Consider the following 16,619-nt stretch of genomic DNA (forward strand, 5'->3'; position numbering starts at 1 on the left):
CTCAGCCCTCCTCGCCTGCGGTTACGGTTTCGATCTTGCCATTGCCGCCCCGCGCGATATCCACCGCGCGGTCGATCACCAATTGCGTGTAAACCTTAGACTCCTCGCGCCGCGCCTTCAATGCGTCGACATTCACCATCAGCGCCATGATCTGCGACCCGCCGGGCGGCGCCGGCATTTCCGACAACTCGCCGGGGCCCAGCGTGCCCTCGGCATAGACCACCGCCATCGCCAGCTTGCCCATCGGATCCTTGGGTTTCAGGTGATCCAGCGCCGCCTGGGCGCGCTCGCGGTTCTCGGCGGTGGGCCGGCGCACCCAGTCCTCGGCCGCGGCCAGCGCGGCATGCGGCTTGTCGGGGTCGGTCCCGGGCAGGTCGCGGGCGGCCAGGCAGGCCCACCAGATGCGTTCGCGCGCCGGCAGGATCGCCGCCAGCACCTTGAGCACGTCGGGCCAGGCCTGGGCGTCGTCCAGCTCGGCCAGCACCGCCTCGGGCTTGGCGCTGGCCGGCGCCTTCACCCTGGTGTCCAGCTCGAACCCGTGCTCGGCCAGCATCCGCGCGGCGGGCATGTCGGGCACCTTGGTCATTCCCTCGTATCGCTTGCTCATGACATGGCCCCCTAGTTGATCGTCGTTGCGGCGGCGTTCAGTGTCAGGCTCAGCCCGCCATCCACCGTTGCCGACATGCCGCTGGTCAACTCGGCGGACATGTCGCCGTTGATCGCCACCGTCGGCGCCTGGATCGTGACCCCCATCTGGTCGATGGTGATGGAGCTGCCGCCCACGGTCAGCTTGATCTCCATCGCCGCCTCGATGGCGATGGACCCGGCGCTGGCATCGACCGAGATGTTGCCCAGGCTCACCAGGGTCGACTTGTCACCCTGCTCGATGGTCTCGGAATGGTTGCCGGTCACCGTGCGGGTCGACTCGCCCGAGATGGTCTCGGTCTGGTCGGTCTCGATGGTGACGATCTGGCTGCCGGTCTCGACGGTGAAGGTGTGGTCGCCCTCCTTGACGATCTCGGTCATGTGGTTCTTGACCGTCAGCGCATAGCTGAACTCGTCGGTGCTCTCGACCGTGGGTTCATGCTCGTCCAGCCCCACCGTGACCGCCGATCGGTCCTTGATCAGGCCCAGGTAATCCTTCTGCGCCTGGAACCGCACCAGTTCCTCGCCGGTCAGGTCCTCGAACATCAGCTCGTTATAGGTGTCCGCCGTGCCGCCCTCGCTGGAGCGGGTCATGATCCCCGACTGGGTCTTGTTGTCGGGCAGCGGATAGGGCGGCATGGTCTCGGCGTTATACAGCATCCCGGTGCAGATCGGCCGGTCGGGCTTGCCCTCCTCGAACTGCACCACGACCTCCTGGCCGACGCGGGGGATGTGGATCATGCCCCAGTTCTTGCCCGACCAGGGCGTCGCCACTCGCACCCAGCAGCTGGTGTGCTGGCCGCTGTCATTGTCGGTCCGGTTCAGACCGTCGCATTCCCGGTCCCAGTGGAACTGCACCCGGATGCGGCCATGCTCGTCTGTATAGATCTCCTCGTCGCCATTGGGCGGGCCGGTGACCAGCGCGGTGTGCAACCCGGGGATCCGCGGCCAGGGCGTGTCGGGCGGGCTGCGGAACGCGGTGGTCTTCAGCTGCACCTGGATCTCGCCGGTGAACATGTCGCCCTCGGTGATGTCCTCGGGGAACTCCAGCGCGCCGGTGTCCAGGTCCTTGCCCTTCTTCTCGAACCCGTAGCCTTCCGTGGTCTGCAGGTAATAAGTTCCGGCCAGCACCAGGTATTCCTTGTTCTGCTCGGCCTCGGGATGCTCCTTGAGCGTGAAGGTGCTGCCGGTCGCCATCGAGCGCACCGTGACCCGGCCGCGGCGGCGGTCGAACATCACGTCGCGCGCCTCCTGCCGGACCTCGGCGCGCTTGGTGCCCAGGCCGGTGTCCTGCCGGTAATGGCCGGGATAGTCGTAGCGCTCGTAATCCTTGTGGCTGTGCTGGGCGGTGGTCTTGGTGCGCGCGCGCACTTCCAGGTCGGCCGAGGGCGTCAGGAAGTCGAAATCGCGCAGCGACATCATCCCGGTGATCACCGATTCCGAACTGCCCCATTCGGTCACCGCGTCGTCCAGCCGCTGCCGGGTGTCGTCGCCGGGGCGGTATTCGATGGTGGATTCCCCCTCGATCGGGTCATGCCCGCTGGCATCGTCGGCCAGCACCAGCTTTTCGTATTTGTCCACCGCGTCGCGATAGTCGAAATAGTAATAGATCCCCTCCTCCTCGAGCAGCCGCGAGATGAAGGCGAAATCGGTCTCGCGATACTGCACGCAATAGGGGCGCGGATCATAGCTGCCGCTCAGCCGCAGGGTATAGTCCGAGAACCCGTGCTCGGAGAAGATCTGCTCGACGATCTGCACCGTCGATTTCTCCTGGAAGATCCGGCTGTCGCTGGTCTGGTCCAGCATCCAGAACCACGGGCGCAGCTCGGCCAGCAGCTGGATATGCGCATCCCGCAGCGCCAGCCGCTCGACCTCGACGATGGTGCCGGTGAACTTGCGGTCGCTGCCGTCGGCGGTGGTCAGGTGGATGGTCATGATCTTGCCCAGGAACTCCTTGAGCTCGACCGAGGTCAGCTCGGCCAGGAACTCCACCTGGATCGAGGCCAGCTTGCCCAGCCTTTCGCGGACGATGGCGCGGCGGATCAGGACCTTGTCGTCGTCATAGGAATAGGTGCCGGTAATCCGCAGCGGCCATTCCGTCTGTTGTGCTTCAGCCATCGTTACATCCTTTCACATAATCCGGGCCGGGCGCCGCGGCGATCACAGATCGGCCAGCAGCGCGGCCAGCTCGGCATCCATTTCCTCGTCCTCGTCATCCCCGCCCGATGCGTCCTCGTCATCGGCAAAACCGGCCAGCAGCGCGTCGAGATCGTCCATCTCGTCCCCCGCCGCGTCGTCCCCGCCGGCATCGGCCAGCAGCGCATCGAGATCCATGTCGTCCTCGTCATCCGTATCCGGCACATCCTCGGGTTCGACGGCCTCGGGCTCGGGTTCCGGCTCGGGCGCCGCCGGCGGCGCCACCCCCGACCACGGCCCCAGGATCTCGGCCCCGGCCAGCGAATTGAACGAGCCCAGCCGCACCTCGTCGCGCCCCTTGACCGACAGCACCGGCATGATGCCGCGCAGCCCCGAATGCACCGCCTTGGCCTGGGTTATGTTGCGCTCGGTGCAGGGCAGCGCTACCTGGTCGCCATGGCGGTCGTTGACGAAGTGATAGGGCATCCCGCCCAGGCTCATCACCGAGCCCAGGTTCATCGCCTTGCCGTTCTGCCGGAACGACCGCGCCAGCAGGATCGTCACCAGCACCACCGGATTGGCCCAGAGCATGCCGCGCAGCCCCTCGGCCTCGGTGAACTCCTCGAAGTCGAACTCATAGATCGGCTCCGAGCCCTGCCCATAGGGCCGGCGCAGCAGGAAGCGCGGGCTCGCCAGGCCCAGATACCCGGCCTCGGGCATCTTGCGCAGCCGGTCCCAGGCCTCGGCCACCAGCGGGTGCCGGTCCTTCAGATCGGTGTCCAGATAGGCCGGGGTGATGGCGCTGTAGAACGGCGCGTCCACATGTGCCGCGACCTGCGCGACCCGGCCCAGGATCTCGGCATGGGGCGGCGTCTCCTCGAAAGTATAAAGCCCCATCAGCGCGGAATAGCCGCCGCGCCCGGTCTCCTCGTCCAGCGGCCCCTCGGTCAACAGCCGCACCAGCCCCGACTGCGCCAGGTCGTCGGCGGCGGCCAGGTCGGCGGCGATCTCCTCGGCGCTCACGTCATGGAGGATCACCTCCAGCGTGTCGTCCACCTCGACGCTGCGCGCGATCAGGTCCAGGCTGCGCCACTGCGCCTCCACAGACTGGAATTCGGGGTGATGCAGCAGCAGGCGCATCGCCCCCGACAGCGCCTCGTCCACCGCGCCCTGCATCGCCTGCACGTCGGGGTCGGGCAGCTTGCGGATATGCGGGCCGACCACCCGCGCCAGCAGATCGTCGATGGGGGACGCCTGCGCGGTGGCGCCCGTGGTGTCGCCGATCAGCTTCTGGAAATCGCTCAGCTTGAGGTCGGCGCGCACCGTGTTGCCGCCGGATGTGCGCCGCGGCGGCACCACCGCCTGGCCGAATTCCTCGCCCCATCGGGTCAGCTGTTTCGCCGCGTGCTCGGCGGTGGCCCCGGCCGACAGCTGCCCCTTCAGCCCGGCCAGCCCCTCGAACAAGTCGACCTTCTCGAAAAGCTCGTCGGGATGCAGGTCGTCAAGCTCCTTCAGCGTCACCTCGATCCCCGCCCCGTCGCGGCCCAGCGGGAGGACCAGCGTGGTGCCGAAACCCGCGATCACCTCTTCCACCGTGTCGGGATCCAGCAGGATCGGCGGCCGCGCGGCCAGCGCATCGCCGGTCTCGACCAGCCCGCGCGCCGCCCGCCCCGAGAAGTCGCCAAAAAGCGCGATCCGGAACCGCCGGCGGTTCAGCCGCTCGGGATCCGGCCGATCGGCGGCCAACTTCCCGAAGGCCAGTTCCGGCGGTGCCGCCTGCGCGGCGTCCTTGCCGGCGTCCTCGGCATCCGGTGCCGCATCGGTGTCGGTGTCCGCGTCGAGATCGGACAACAACGCATCGAGGTCGTCCCCCGCCGTGTCCGAGGCATCCTCCGCAACCGGCTCCTCGACCGCATCCTCCTCGTCGAGATCCGCCAGCAGCGCATCCAGATCATCCTCGTCCGCCTCCGGCGCTTCCTCCACAACGGGTTCCTCGGGCGCATCCTCCTCGTCAAGGTCGGCCAGAAGTGCATCCAGGTCATCCTCATCCGCCGCAGGGGTTTCCTCGGCAACCGGCTCCTCGCGGGCATCCTCCTCGCCGAGGCCGTCCAGCAGAGCATCCAGGTCGTCGCCCTCTGCCTCCGGGGCTTCCTCCCCACCGGGTTCCTCCGCCGCGGCGTCCTCCCCGTCGAGGTCGCTCAGCAGCGCATCCAGGTCATCCTCATCCGTCTCGGGGGCCTCCTCCGCAACCGGCTCCTCGGGCGCGTCCTCTTCGTCAAGATCGCTCAACAGCGCATCCAGATCGTCGCCGTCCGGTTCCGGGACCTCCTCGGTCTCCGGAACTTCGCCGGCCGCTTCCTCCGCGGTCTCGGTCGCGCCGAGATCATCGAGCAACCCGTCGAGATCCCCCTCCCCGTCGGCACCCATGTCATCCAGCAGGCTGTCCAGCCCTCCGGCCTCCTCCCCGACCGCAGGCTCCGCCCCCAGATCGTCCAACAGCGCATCGAGGTCATCGCCGGTCTCCTCGGGCACAGCCTCAGGAAGGCTCGCCAAGGCCTCTTCGGCCGCGGTGTCCGGCTCCGGCGCGGCCGCCTCCGTCCCCAGATCGTCCAACAGGGCGTCGAGGTCGTCCCCCGTCTCTTCCTCAGGCGCCGCTTCCGGCAAGCTCGCCAGCGCCTCCTCGGCCGCGGTGTCCGGTTCCGGCTCGGGCGCCTCCGCCCCCAGATCGCCCAACAGCGCGTCGAGGTCCTCACCCGTTTCTTCCTCAGGCGCCGCTTCCGGCAAGCTCGCCAGCGCCTCTTCGGCGGCGGTGTCCGGCTCCGGCTCGGGTGTCTCCGTCCCCAGATCGCCCAACAGCGCGTCGAGGTCGTCCGTCGTCTCCTCCTTGGGCGCAGCCTCCGGCAAGCTCGCCAAGGCCTCTTCGGCGGCGGTGTCCGGTTCCGGCTCGGGTGTCTCCGCCCCCAGATCGCCTAACAGCGCATCGAGGTCGTCCCCCGTCTCCTCCTCGGGCGCCGCTTCCGGCAAGCTCGCCAGCGCTTCCTCGGCGGCGGTATCTGGCTTCGGCTCAGGTGCCTCTGTGCCCAGATCGCCCAACAGCGCGTCGAGGTCATCGCCGGTTTCTTCAGGCACGGCCTCTGGCAAGCTCGCCAAGGCCTCTTCAGCGGCGGTGTCCTCCTCCGTCTCTGGCGCCTCGGGTTGCAACTCGGGCAGGCTTGCCAAGACATCCTCGGCGGTGGTCTCTTCTTTTGCTTCGGGAGCGGCGGCGGCAAGGTCGTCCAGCACATCGTCGCCGGACTCTTCCGCGACCTCCGCCACTTCGGGCAGGCTCGCCAGCGCCTCGGCCGTGTCATCCTTCTCGACACCCTCCTCTGGCGCGGCGGCGGCAAGGTCGTCCAGCACGTCGTCGCCGGTCTCTTCCGCAACCTCCGCAACTTCGGGAATCGACGCCAGCGCCTCGGACATCCGGTCGGTCTCCAGCGCCTCCTCGACCGCTTCGGGCAGCGTGGCCAGGGCCTCCGCGACCGCGTCCTCGGCATCCGGCGCGGCGGCGGGCGCGGCGGCGCGCAGGGCGTCGAGCGTGGCGGCGCTGTCATCGGAGGGCACCTCGGGCAGGTCGGCGCTGCGCAGGCTCTCCAGCGCGGCGGCCTCGGCACCGTCATCGGCCTCCAGCGCCGACACCGCGCGCAACAGCGCGGGATCGGCCAGGATCTTCTCGATCAGCGCCTCGGCCCCGGTCTTGCCGTCCATATAGGCCATCAGGTTGGACAGCTGCGTGCGCGCAGCCAGTAGGGCGCGCAGCGGCTCGACCTTCTCGGCGATCGCCGCGGGCGTGAAATCGCGCATTCGCTCAAACGTCAGGTCCACGGCCATGTTGCCCTCGCCGGTCAGCGTGTTGGGCACGGAAAACGCTACGCGCGGCGCCATCGCCTTCATCCGGTCGTCGAAATTGTCCACGTCGATCTCGAGAAATGACCGCCCCTCGACCGCGCCCTGCTCGAGCCGGCTCTTGCCGGACAGATCGCTCATCACGCCCATCACGAAGGGCAGCTGCACCTTCTTCTGCGAGCCGTAGAGCTCGACATCGTATTCGATCTGCACCCGGGGGGCGCGGTTGCGGGCGATGAATTTCTGCGAACTGTCAGCCATCGCGTCCCCCCCGCAGCTCGGCCAGCTCGCGGCGCAGCGCGCGCAGTTCGTCATGCAGCGCGCGCACATGCTCGTCGACCACATCGGTCTCGGATTTCACCAGGTCGCGCAGCTGTTCGAACTCGGCCTCGGCCTCGGCCTCCACCGCCGATTGCATGGTGTTGACCAGGAGGCCGATGAACAGGTTGAGCACCGAGAACGCCGTGACCACGATGAAGGGCACGAAAAACGCCCAGGCCATCGGATAGACATCCATCACCGGGCGCACGATGCCCATCGACCAGCTTTCCAACGTCATGATCTGGAACAGCGAATAGAGCGAGCGGCCCAGCGTGCCGAACCATTCGTCGAACCGGTCGCCATACATCAGCGTGGCCATCACGCCGAAGACGTAGAACACGATCGAGATCATGATGATCACCGCGCCCATGCCCGGCAGCGCGTCCAAGAGCGCCTGCACCACCTTGCGCATCTGCGGGATCACCGACAGCAGGCGCAGCGCCCGGATCACGCGCAGCCCGCGCAGCGCCGACAGGCCCGAACGATCGGGCAGCAGGCCCAGGCTCACCACCACCAGGTCGAACACGTTCCAGGCATTGTTGAAGAACCGCAGCCCGTAGGCATAGAACTTGACCAGCAGCTCGAGCACGAAGATCGTCAGAACCACCCGGTCGATCACCTTGATCAGCCCGCCGACATGGTTCATCACCACGTCCGAGGTGCTCAGCCCCAGGGTGATCGCGTTGAAGATGATCACGCCCAGGATCGTGTTGGTCACCCAGTTCTGTTCGATAAATTCCCGCGCCCGATCGCGCGATCCCGTGGTCATCCCTGTTGCGTTCCCGGCCACTGTCTCACGTCCTTTCTGTCGGTCCGTCCCGGCGGCGCGCTGCCGCCGGGACGTGTCCTTCCGTTCCGCCTCCCCGGGCGGCGCGGCCGTGCCGGCCGTCCTGCGGCCGGCACCCGTTTATGTCCCGCGTCAACCTCACGCGGCATCCTGCGCGAAATCCGCGGCCTCGAGCGAGATGTCCGCGACCAAGCCCACGCTGGTCGACACGAAATCCGCGACCGAGCTGGAATCGGCAAACCCGGTGCCCGCCGATGTCGCGGTCAGGGTCAGGCCGACCACCACCGGGAACACCTTGTCGAAGATCTTGTTGAAGGCCGCGTTCTTGTCGTTCAGCGCCCTCATCATCTGCTCCAGCTTGGGCAGGTTCTTCTCCAGGTTGGTGATGCGCGCGCCGGTGTCGACGCATTTGTCCAGCGCCTTGGACAGCGCCGCGCGGGTCTTGATCAGCTTGTCATAGGCCTTGCGCACCTTGGCGGCCTTGATCCCCTTCAGCTTGGCCTCCAGGTCCTCGGCCTCCTTCAACGCCTTCATGATCGACTTGGACAGCTTGCGCATCGCCACCGCCAGCCCTGCCGACTTGTTCTTCAGCAGGGCGATGTTGTCGTTGCATTTCGGGATGGTGGCGAGGAACGGCGCGTCGGTGCCCAGGATGCCCTTGAGGGTCGAGGTGGCGGTCTCGCCGGCGACGATCTTGGCCTTGCTGGCGTCGAGGTAACGCTTCTTCAGCGTGTCCAGGTCACTGGCCAGCACCTTTTCCACCTTCTCGGCGCTGCGGCTGATATCGACGATCTGCTTGGTCATCGCCGCGCAGGAGCGCAGCGTCGCCGCCAGACCCGCCACCAGCCCCGGGATCGCCAGCGCCAGCGAGCCGCCCATCGACGGCACCGCGCCGGCCGCGGCGGCAACGCCCAGGCCCAGCCCGCCGACACCCGCGAGGATGCCGATGCTGCCGGTGGTCAGCTTCACGCCGGTCTTGATCTTGTATTTGGTATATTGCTTCTTCTGCGCCTTGAACTTCTTCCACCGCGCCTCGGGCAGCGCCTTGAGCTTGAGCTCGGCCGCCTGCATGCGGCTGTCGAAGACGTTCAGCAGCAGGCCCTTGACCTGCTTGGCATCGGTCACCTTCTTGGCCTTGATCAGCGCGTCGATCTTGTTGAGGTCCTTGACGATGGCGGCCACGGCCGCCTCGCCTATCTTCTCGGAATCGTCGACGATCTGCTGCGGGGTGACATAGTCGCCCTCCTTCTCGAACACGTCGAGAATGTCGTCGTTCAGCTTCTGCTCCAGGGTGAAGCCGTTGACCTTGTTCAGCCAGTCCAGCTTGACCTTCTTCATCACCCGCTCGCCGATGTCGCGTTTCCAGACGACCACGTCCTTGCCGATCTTCTGGGGCGGCACGGGGGCCGAACCCGACCCGGCGGCGGCCTTCTTCTGTTCCCCGGCGATCCTGTCCTTGAGCTCGTCATCGGCCTTCTTGATGACCGTGTCGTATTTGCCCAGCACCTCCTTGGTGGTCTTCTGGGTCCGGTCGCTGCATTTCTTGGTCGCCACGCCGACCGCCTTGCCGACCTGTACCAGCGCCTTGCGCGCGGCCTCGTGTTCGAACTTGTCGACGGCGATGGCATAGTCCTTCAGCGCGTCGCCCAGGCCGGTCTTGCCCAGGAAAGTCGGTTTGTTCTTGGACCACCATTTATGGTCCAGCTGCGGCGTCATCCCCTTTTTCATCGCAATTCTCCTCGCGATACGGCGCCGCCCGGTGCGGCACGCTCAGCCTTAGTCAAACCCGTAAACGAACTCTCCGTCTGTAACGTCGATCACAACCTTGGCGATTTCCTGGCCTTCCATCATCCGGCGCAGGAACTCGGCCGAGATTTCCGGCAGCATGGTGTTGGTGACGATGGCGTCGATCATCCGGCCGCCGCTTTCCAGCTCCTGGCAGCGGTTGACGATCTCCTCGACCACCGCGTCGGTGTAGTCGAACGGCACACCATGCGCCTCGGTCACCCGTTTCTGGATGCGGCCCAGCTGCAGCTTGGTGATCTCGGCGATCATGTGCGGGCTCAGCGGGTAATAGGGAATCGTCACCAGCCTCCCCAACAGCGCCGGCGGGAACACCTTGAGCATCGGGTCGCGGATCGCCTTGGCGATGCCCTCGGGGTCGGGCATCAGATCCGGGTCGGCGCACATGTCCATGATCATTTCCGTCCCTACATTCGAGGTCAGCAGGATCAGCGTGTTCTTGAAGTCGATCACCCGGCCCTCGCCATCCTCCATCACGCCCTTGTCGAAGACCTGGAAGAAGATCTCGTGCACATCCGGATGCGCCTTTTCCACCTCGTCCAGCAGCACCACGGAATAGGGCTTGCGCCGCACCGCCTCGGTCAGCACGCCGCCTTCGCCATAGCCCACGTAGCCCGGCGGCGCGCCTTTCAGCGACGACACCGTATGCGCCTCCTGGTATTCGCTCATGTTGATGGTGATGACGTTCTGTTCGCCGCCATAGAGCACCTCGGCCAGCGCCAGCGCGGTCTCGGTCTTGCCGACACCGCTGGTGCCCGCCAGCAGGAAGACGCCAATCGGCTTGTTGGGATTGTCGAGCCCGGCGCGGGATGTCTGGATGCGCTTGGCGATCATCTTCATCGCGTGATCCTGGCCGATCACCCGCTGGCTCAGCCGGTCCTCCAGGTTCAGGATGGTCTCGATCTCGTCCTTGACCATGCGGCCCACCGGGATGCCGGTCCAGTCGCCCACGACGCTGGCCACCGCCTGGTGATCGACGATGGGCAGGATCAGCGGGTTGTCGCCCTGCACCTCGACCAGCTCGGCGTTCTTGGCCTTCAACTCGTCCAGCAGCGCGGCGCGCTCCTCGTCGCTCAGCGGGCTGGCTTCGGCCTCCTCGCTGCCGGGTTCCGCCTCGACCGGCGTGCCGCCCTCGCGCAGCTTGGCGCGCAGCTCAAGGATCGACTCGACCACGGCCTTTTCCCGCTCCCAGCGTTCGGTCAGCCCCGCCAGCCGTTCCTCCTCGGCCTCTTTCGCCGCGCCCACCGCCTCGCGCCGGTCGCCCACCTCGTAACCGGCGGTCTCGTCGCGGCCGATGATCTCCAGCTCGGTGGTCAGCGCCTCGATCCGGCGGCGGCTGTCATCCACCTCGGCCGGCACCGCGTGCTGGCTGACCGCCACCCGCGCACAGGCCGTGTCCAGCAGGCTCACCGACTTGTCGGGCAATTGCCGCGCCGGAATATAGCGCGCCGAAAGCGTCACCGCCGCCTCTATCCCCTCGTCCAGCACCTGCACCCGGTGATGGCCCTCCAGCATCGAGGCGATGCCGCGCATCATCAGGATCGCCTTGGGAATGTCCGGCTCGTCCACCTGCACCACCTGAAAGCGCCGGGTCAGCGCCGGATCCTTCTCGATGTATTTCTTGTATTCCGCCCAGGTCGTCGCGCCGATGGTCCTGAGCGTGCCGCGCGCCAGCGCCGGTTTCAGCAGGTTGGCGGCGTCGCCCGTGCCGGCGGCCCCCCCTGCCCCCACCAGCGTGTGGGTCTCATCCACGAACATCACGATGGGCGTGGGGCTGGCCTGCACCTCTTCGATCACCTGCTTCAACCGGTTCTCGAACTCGCCCTTCATGCTGGCCCCGGCCTGCAACAGGCCCACATCCAGTATCAAGAGACGCACCTCCTTCAGCGCCGGGGGCACGTCGCCGCGCGCGATGCGCAGGGCGAACCCCTCGACCACCGCGGTCTTGCCAACGCCCGCCTCGCCGGTCAGGATCGGGTTGTTCTGGCGCCGCCGCATCAGCACGTCGACGATCTGGCGGATCTCTTCATCGCGGCCGACAATCGGGTCTATCTCGCCGTTTCGAGCCTGTTCCGTCAGATCGGTGCAGAACTGGTCCAGCGCCTCGCTGCCGCCCAGCTGCGCGGCGCGCGCGCCGCTGGCCTCGCCGGGCTCGGCCCCGCCGCCCACTTCCGAACCGTCCTGCGCGCCGCCCTTCTCCTCGGGCGAGCCCTCCGCCGCCTTGGCGAAATTGTCGGCCAGGTCGTCCGGGCCGATGCTGGCCAGTTCCGGCGACATCGACTTGAGGATATTGCGCAGGGCGGGCGTCTTGAGCATCCCGAGCAGCAGGTAGCCGGTGCGCACCTTGCTGTCGGAATAGAGCAGCGAGCCCCAGACCCAGCCGCGTTCCATCGCGTCCATCAGGTGATCGCTGAGGTCCGAGATCGACGACGCCCCGCGCGGCAGCCCATCCAGGCTGCGGGTCAGTTCCGTGGCGATCTTGCCGGGGTCCAGTTCGTAATGGTCGATGATGCGGTGGATGTCGCTGTCCTGGGTGTTCAGGATCTGGTGCAGCCAGTGCTGGATCTCGACATAGGGGTTGCCGCGCATCTTGCAGAACACGGTCGCCCCCTCAATGGCCTGATAGCCTTGTTTGTTCAGCTTGCCGAACAGTGCCACGCGGCTGATTTCCGTCATCTTTCAATCCCTCTCTGTCTGTCCGCCAGTCTATGCTTTTTCTGGTTATACGTGTTGAAATTCCGGATAGAGGATCAGGTCGTCGGCATCCGGCCGGCCCTCCTCGGGCGCGTCGCGGTCGCGCGACCAGCTGGTATGGCCCAGCCGCGTGGTCCCGCCCAGGCTGGAGCGCGGCACCTCGTCGCCGGCCAGCACCAGGTTCACCTCCCAGTCCAGCGCGTCGCCCACATAGGTCCGCACGATGCTCTCCAGCCGCCGCTGGCTGTCGCCGCCGGGCAAGAGCCGCTCGTATTCCTCCAGGCCGAGCGGGCCCAGGCGGATGCGGAACTTGGCCGCGCGCGACCAGACCCGCGCGCCGATGCTGGTGGACCGGCCCAGCCCCGCCGGCGCGCCCAGCTCCCAGCGGTCGCCGGGCTCCAGCTCCAGCCAGCAGCCGACGAATTGCTGCACCGCCACCGGCACGTCGAAGAAGGCCGACAGGATCGACACCAGCCCCTCGACCGTCTTGGTGCCGCTGGCCAGATGGCCCGCGAAATGCCGCCGCGCCATGTCGGGCATGGCGTCGCGCTCCAGCATCGGCATGCCCTTGAAGCCGGCCAGCGCCGCCACCCATTGTTCGAACGGGTCGTCGCCCCGGTCAAAGCTGGGCGCCGGTCGCGACGCCGCCCAGGCACGGTAGGACAGGCTCATCAGCCGGTGCGTCAGCATGTCGGCAAAGGCCACGAAGGTCGGGTCGCGGTGGTTGCGCAGCCGGTCGCGGGCAAACTCGGTCAGGTGCAGCGGCAGCGGCCCCTGCGGCCCGAAAAAGCCGAACCACAGGTTGCTCAGCCGCCCCGGGCTATTGCCGGCGCCGGGGATGAACTTGGTCAGGGTGTTGGGCGGAAAGGCCAGGCTGACCTCCTGGCCCATGCGCACCCGGTCCTCGCGCGGGCGCCGGCTCTCGCCCAAGCGGGGGGCATCGTGATGATGCGCCTCGATCACGCGCAGCGCCTGGAACACATGGTGTTCCTCGGGCCGGGCCGCCAGCGCGGCCAGCAGGCTCAGATGATCCGGCCGAGGCCGGCCGCCGGTCTCCATCGGGCGATCTCTCCGCGTCTTTCGGTGGTCAGAACCGTCTCGGTAAAACTGTTGATCGTGGTGTATTTGCGAAAGAACCGCTCCAGCACCGCGCCCAGAACATAGACGCTGGTGCCCTCATAGAAGCTCTCGTCGAAGCCCAGGGTGATCTCCAGCCCGCGCACGGCGGTGCTCAGCACCTCGTCGCTCATGCGCCGCACGATGGGCCGCGAGCGGACCGAGACGATGCCCTCGAGCTGCTTTTCCGTCACCCGGTCGCCCAGCGGCGCATAGATCCCCAAAAGCTCGCGCAGCGCGCCGGCGCCAGTGCTGGCATCGCCCTCGGCGATCGACAGGTAGTTCAGGCTGAGATGGCTGATCAGCTTCCAGGCGCTGTCGCCCTGGGCCAGGTTGGCATGCGGCCGGGTCGGCGTCACCGCCAGGCGTACGCGCTTGACCGGGCCGCCCTCGGGCAGGCGGAACAGGTTGTCGCCCCCCGTGGCCAGCAGCATCGGCAGGTCGCGGTTGGAACACATCGCCACCACCGCCAGCTGCTCCAGGTCGCCGGGATAGGGCGCCTGCGCGCGGTCCACCAGCGACAGGAACACTTCGGATCCCAGATACGAGGTGCGCACCCCGCGCAGCCGCTCCTTCTCGGTGCGGGTGCGCATCCGCCGGCCGATGGTGTAATAGGCCGGGTGGATGTCGCCCGCCGCGGTCAGGTCAGTGTCGGAATAGAACGGGCGGAACTCGATATCGCCCTCGACATCGCCGCGGATGCCGCGCACGCTCTCGATCGAGAACACCTCGTAATCCAGCCCGGCGGTGCGGCTGGGCACCAGGTGGTGCTCGGTGTCGCGGCGGGTCACATGCACCCGGTCGCAGCGGCGCCGGAACAGGTTGATCGCCGGCACCGCGCCCAGGGTGAAGGCCTGCGGCGCCACCGCCGGGCCGACATCCTTCATCCCGTCGTCCAGCAGGACATAGATGTCCACATCCTCGCCCTTGGCCTTCTTCAGCGCCGGCTGCAGGCCCTGCAGCTCGACGAACAGGAAGCGCTCGGGCATGGCGAAATATTCCTGCAACAGCCGGTAGCCGTCGAAGGACTGGCGCGGCGTCGGCAAGAGCGCCTCCTCGCGGTCGAAGCCGCGCGGCACGATGGCCCCCTGCGGCAGCCGCAATGTCCAGTCGTCGCGGCGGTCGGAACTGCGCCCGGTCAGCCCCTGGCACTGGGTCGCCAGCAGCTCGTGCAGCGCCCAGGACCGGCCGCTCTGGCTGTCCAGGTGCAGCACCAGCCGGTCCATGGTCAGATCCTTGATCGGCTGCCCGTCGGTGCGCCGCAAACGCAGCCGGATGCCGGCCCGCGCCTTGGTCTCGCGCGCCACCCCGGCGGCCACCAGCTCGCCGCGCCCGTCGATATACTCGGCCTGGGAAATCTCGATCGGCCACAGCGTCACGTCGGAAGCGGTGCGGAACTCGCAGGGGGTCTGCTCGCCCTCGCCCAGCCGCGAACGCAGGGTCGAGCCGCGCTTGACCACATAGCCGTCCTTGAGCGCGGCATTGCCGATATCGGGCTCGAACGCGGCCACCATCATCGACGGCGTCGGCGCAAGGTAATGCGGATAGACGATTTCCAGCAGGTTCGAGGTGAAGACCGGGAACTGCATCTCCAGCTCCAGCTGCACCCGCGCCGCCAGAAAGGCGCTGCCTTCCAGCAACCGCTCGACATAGGGGTCCAGCACTTCGATCCCCTCCATCCCCAGCCGGGCGGCGATCTTGGGATAGGCCTGGGCGAACTCGGCGCCCATCTCGCGCAGAAAGGCCAGCTCAGTCTCGTAATGTTTCAGAAGCCGCGTGTCCATCTCCGCCTCCCGTTACCCGGCCGCCCGGTGCGCCGGCGGCCTGACGCGCCGCCCACGGGCGGCGTCCTCCCGCGGGATGCGCCCTGCCCCGCTCATCGCCGCTCGATCTCCAGCTCGCCGGTGGTCACATCCACCTTCGAGCGCAGATACAGCTCCAGCGGCATCGGCTGCGCCCACATCACCGCGCGGATGTCGAACTCCACATGCATCTCGCCGGCGCGCTCCTGCGAGCGTAATTCGACCATTACCGACCCTTGCACGATGCGCGGCTCGAAGGTTTCGATCGCTTTCTGGATCGACCGCTTGATGATTTTGGCCCGCGCCATGGTCGAGAACGCGCCCGAGGTCTCGCGGATGCCGTAGTTCAGAACCGACCGTGCCGCCTGCGGATAGATCTCGGGGTCGATCAGGTCGGTCTGGTCGGTGGTGTTCAGCAGCATCGACAGGTCGCGCTGGATGATCTCGCGCAGGCGGCTCACGTCGATCACGCGCGCGTCCCGGCCTTCCTTGCGCTGGCCGGGCTCGTCATCGGTCAACCGGTCGAGCAGGGAGGGTTGCAGCCGTTCCGAGAGCGTCTTCTCAACCATCTCCCGCCGTTTCTCCCCCTGCATCCGCGGCGGCGGCGTCCCCGGCCTCGGGCACGTCCAGCACCAGTTCGCGGATATCCATCAGCGCGATGTCGGTGGCCTCGGTGGTCAGCAGGCGCTGGCCCAGCCCGACAAAGGTCTCGGCCCCGGCATCGGACCAGCTGGTCGCGCGGGCCAGCTTCTCGGCGTCGTCGCCGCGTTCGGTGGTGCCGGGATAGCGGGTCGGGATCAGCGCCGCCACCTCGCCGCCATTGGCCAGGGTCAGCATCCCGGCGGTCCAGACCGCATCGCGCAGGTCGCCGGGTTCCTCGACGACCAGTTTCGAGATCTGCGAAAACGGCAGCCAGAAATAGCGGCCGTTCACGATCACCTCCAGCACCGGGCCAAGCCGCATGTCGGCATCGGCGATCCAGTCGAACCTGGTGCCGTTGGCGCTGCCCGACACCGCGGGCGCCGCGTCGAAGGCCTGGCCGCGCAGGTCGGCGGCCTCGTCGGGGTGGCCGGTGGCCAGCAGCTTGCCGGCCTCGATCAGATGCGCCAGCCACTCGCCCGGCTCGCCGAATATCAGGGGCATCTTGTCGCCGGCAAACACCTTCTCGCGATAGACCTCGCAGATGATCGCCTCGCGATAGGTCTGCGCCATCATGGTGGCCAGCGGATCCAGCTCGGCGCTCAGCTTGAGCTGGGTGATCGCACGGTTCCAGTCGCCCAGCACGCACAAGAGCTGGAACAGGAAGATGCGCAGCTTGGGATCGGCCGGGTCGGCGCGGATCTTGTCCTGCAGGGTGCTCAGCGCCTGGGTCAGATCTCCGGACCTGAGATGTTCTTCCGGGGTCATGGCATCCCTCGCGCATATGTTGC

10 protein-coding genes and 1 pseudogene are annotated in these 16,619 nt (G+C 67.3%); all 11 read right to left on the minus strand.

The features are described from left to right. Position 1: 1 nt before the first annotated feature. A complete protein-coding gene (locus BMX57_RS17785; RefSeq protein WP_092370442.1) occupies positions 2–607 on the minus strand; it encodes a DUF6931 family protein in 606 nt (201 codons plus the stop codon). Between the two features lie 11 nt (positions 608–618). Continuing rightward, positions 619–2,763, minus strand: coding sequence for a type VI secretion system Vgr family protein (locus tag BMX57_RS17790; RefSeq protein WP_092370444.1), 2,145 nt, complete (start codon positions 2,761–2,763; stop codon positions 619–621). Between the two features lie 42 nt (positions 2,764–2,805). Further along, positions 2,806–6,243: a type VI secretion system contractile sheath domain-containing protein gene (locus tag BMX57_RS21070; RefSeq protein ID WP_342341981.1), complete on the minus strand. Its 3,438-nt coding sequence runs from the start codon at positions 6,241–6,243 to the stop codon at positions 2,806–2,808. Between the two features lie 198 nt (positions 6,244–6,441). Then, positions 6,442–6,927: pseudogene (tssB, locus tag BMX57_RS20930) on the minus strand (type VI secretion system contractile sheath small subunit); the annotation flags it as partial. After that, positions 6,920–7,756, minus strand: coding sequence for an ion transporter (locus BMX57_RS17800; RefSeq protein ID WP_092370447.1), 837 nt, complete (start codon positions 7,754–7,756; stop codon positions 6,920–6,922). The gene BMX57_RS17800 and the pseudogene tssB, both read right to left, overlap by 8 nt. Before the next feature lie 156 nt (positions 7,757–7,912). After that, positions 7,913–9,502 (minus strand): hypothetical protein, encoded by a 1,590-nt coding sequence (locus tag BMX57_RS17805; RefSeq protein ID WP_092370450.1) that lies wholly within the window; start codon positions 9,500–9,502, stop codon positions 7,913–7,915. A 48-nt stretch (positions 9,503–9,550) separates the two neighbouring features. Then, entirely contained in the window at positions 9,551–12,253 is a 2,703-nt protein-coding gene (tssH, locus tag BMX57_RS17810) for a type VI secretion system ATPase TssH (RefSeq protein WP_092370453.1), read from the minus strand. 45 nt (positions 12,254–12,298) lie between these two features. After that, positions 12,299–13,330: a type VI secretion system baseplate subunit TssG gene (gene tssG, locus BMX57_RS17815; protein WP_092370456.1), complete on the minus strand. Its 1,032-nt coding sequence runs from the start codon at positions 13,328–13,330 to the stop codon at positions 12,299–12,301. After that, on the minus strand, positions 13,294–15,171 hold the full coding sequence (tssF, locus tag BMX57_RS17820; protein ID WP_092370459.1) for a type VI secretion system baseplate subunit TssF: 1,878 nt from the start codon (positions 15,169–15,171) through the stop codon (positions 13,294–13,296). The genes tssG and tssF overlap by 37 nt, the downstream gene beginning before the upstream one ends. A 92-nt stretch (positions 15,172–15,263) precedes the next feature. Continuing rightward, the gene (tssE, locus tag BMX57_RS17825) at positions 15,264–15,758 is read right to left on the minus strand and encodes a type VI secretion system baseplate subunit TssE (RefSeq protein ID WP_092370462.1); all 495 of its coding nucleotides are present in this window, start codon (positions 15,756–15,758) and stop codon (positions 15,264–15,266) included. Then, positions 15,751–16,596: a type VI secretion system accessory protein TagJ gene (locus BMX57_RS17830; RefSeq protein WP_092370466.1), complete on the minus strand. Its 846-nt coding sequence runs from the start codon at positions 16,594–16,596 to the stop codon at positions 15,751–15,753. Before BMX57_RS17830 ends, tssE begins: the two co-directional genes overlap by 8 nt. Positions 16,597–16,619: the final 23 nt, after the last annotated feature.

This window comes from Cribrihabitans marinus, from assembly GCF_900109035.1.
Classification (GTDB): Bacteria; Pseudomonadota; Alphaproteobacteria; order Rhodobacterales; family Rhodobacteraceae; genus Cribrihabitans; species Cribrihabitans marinus.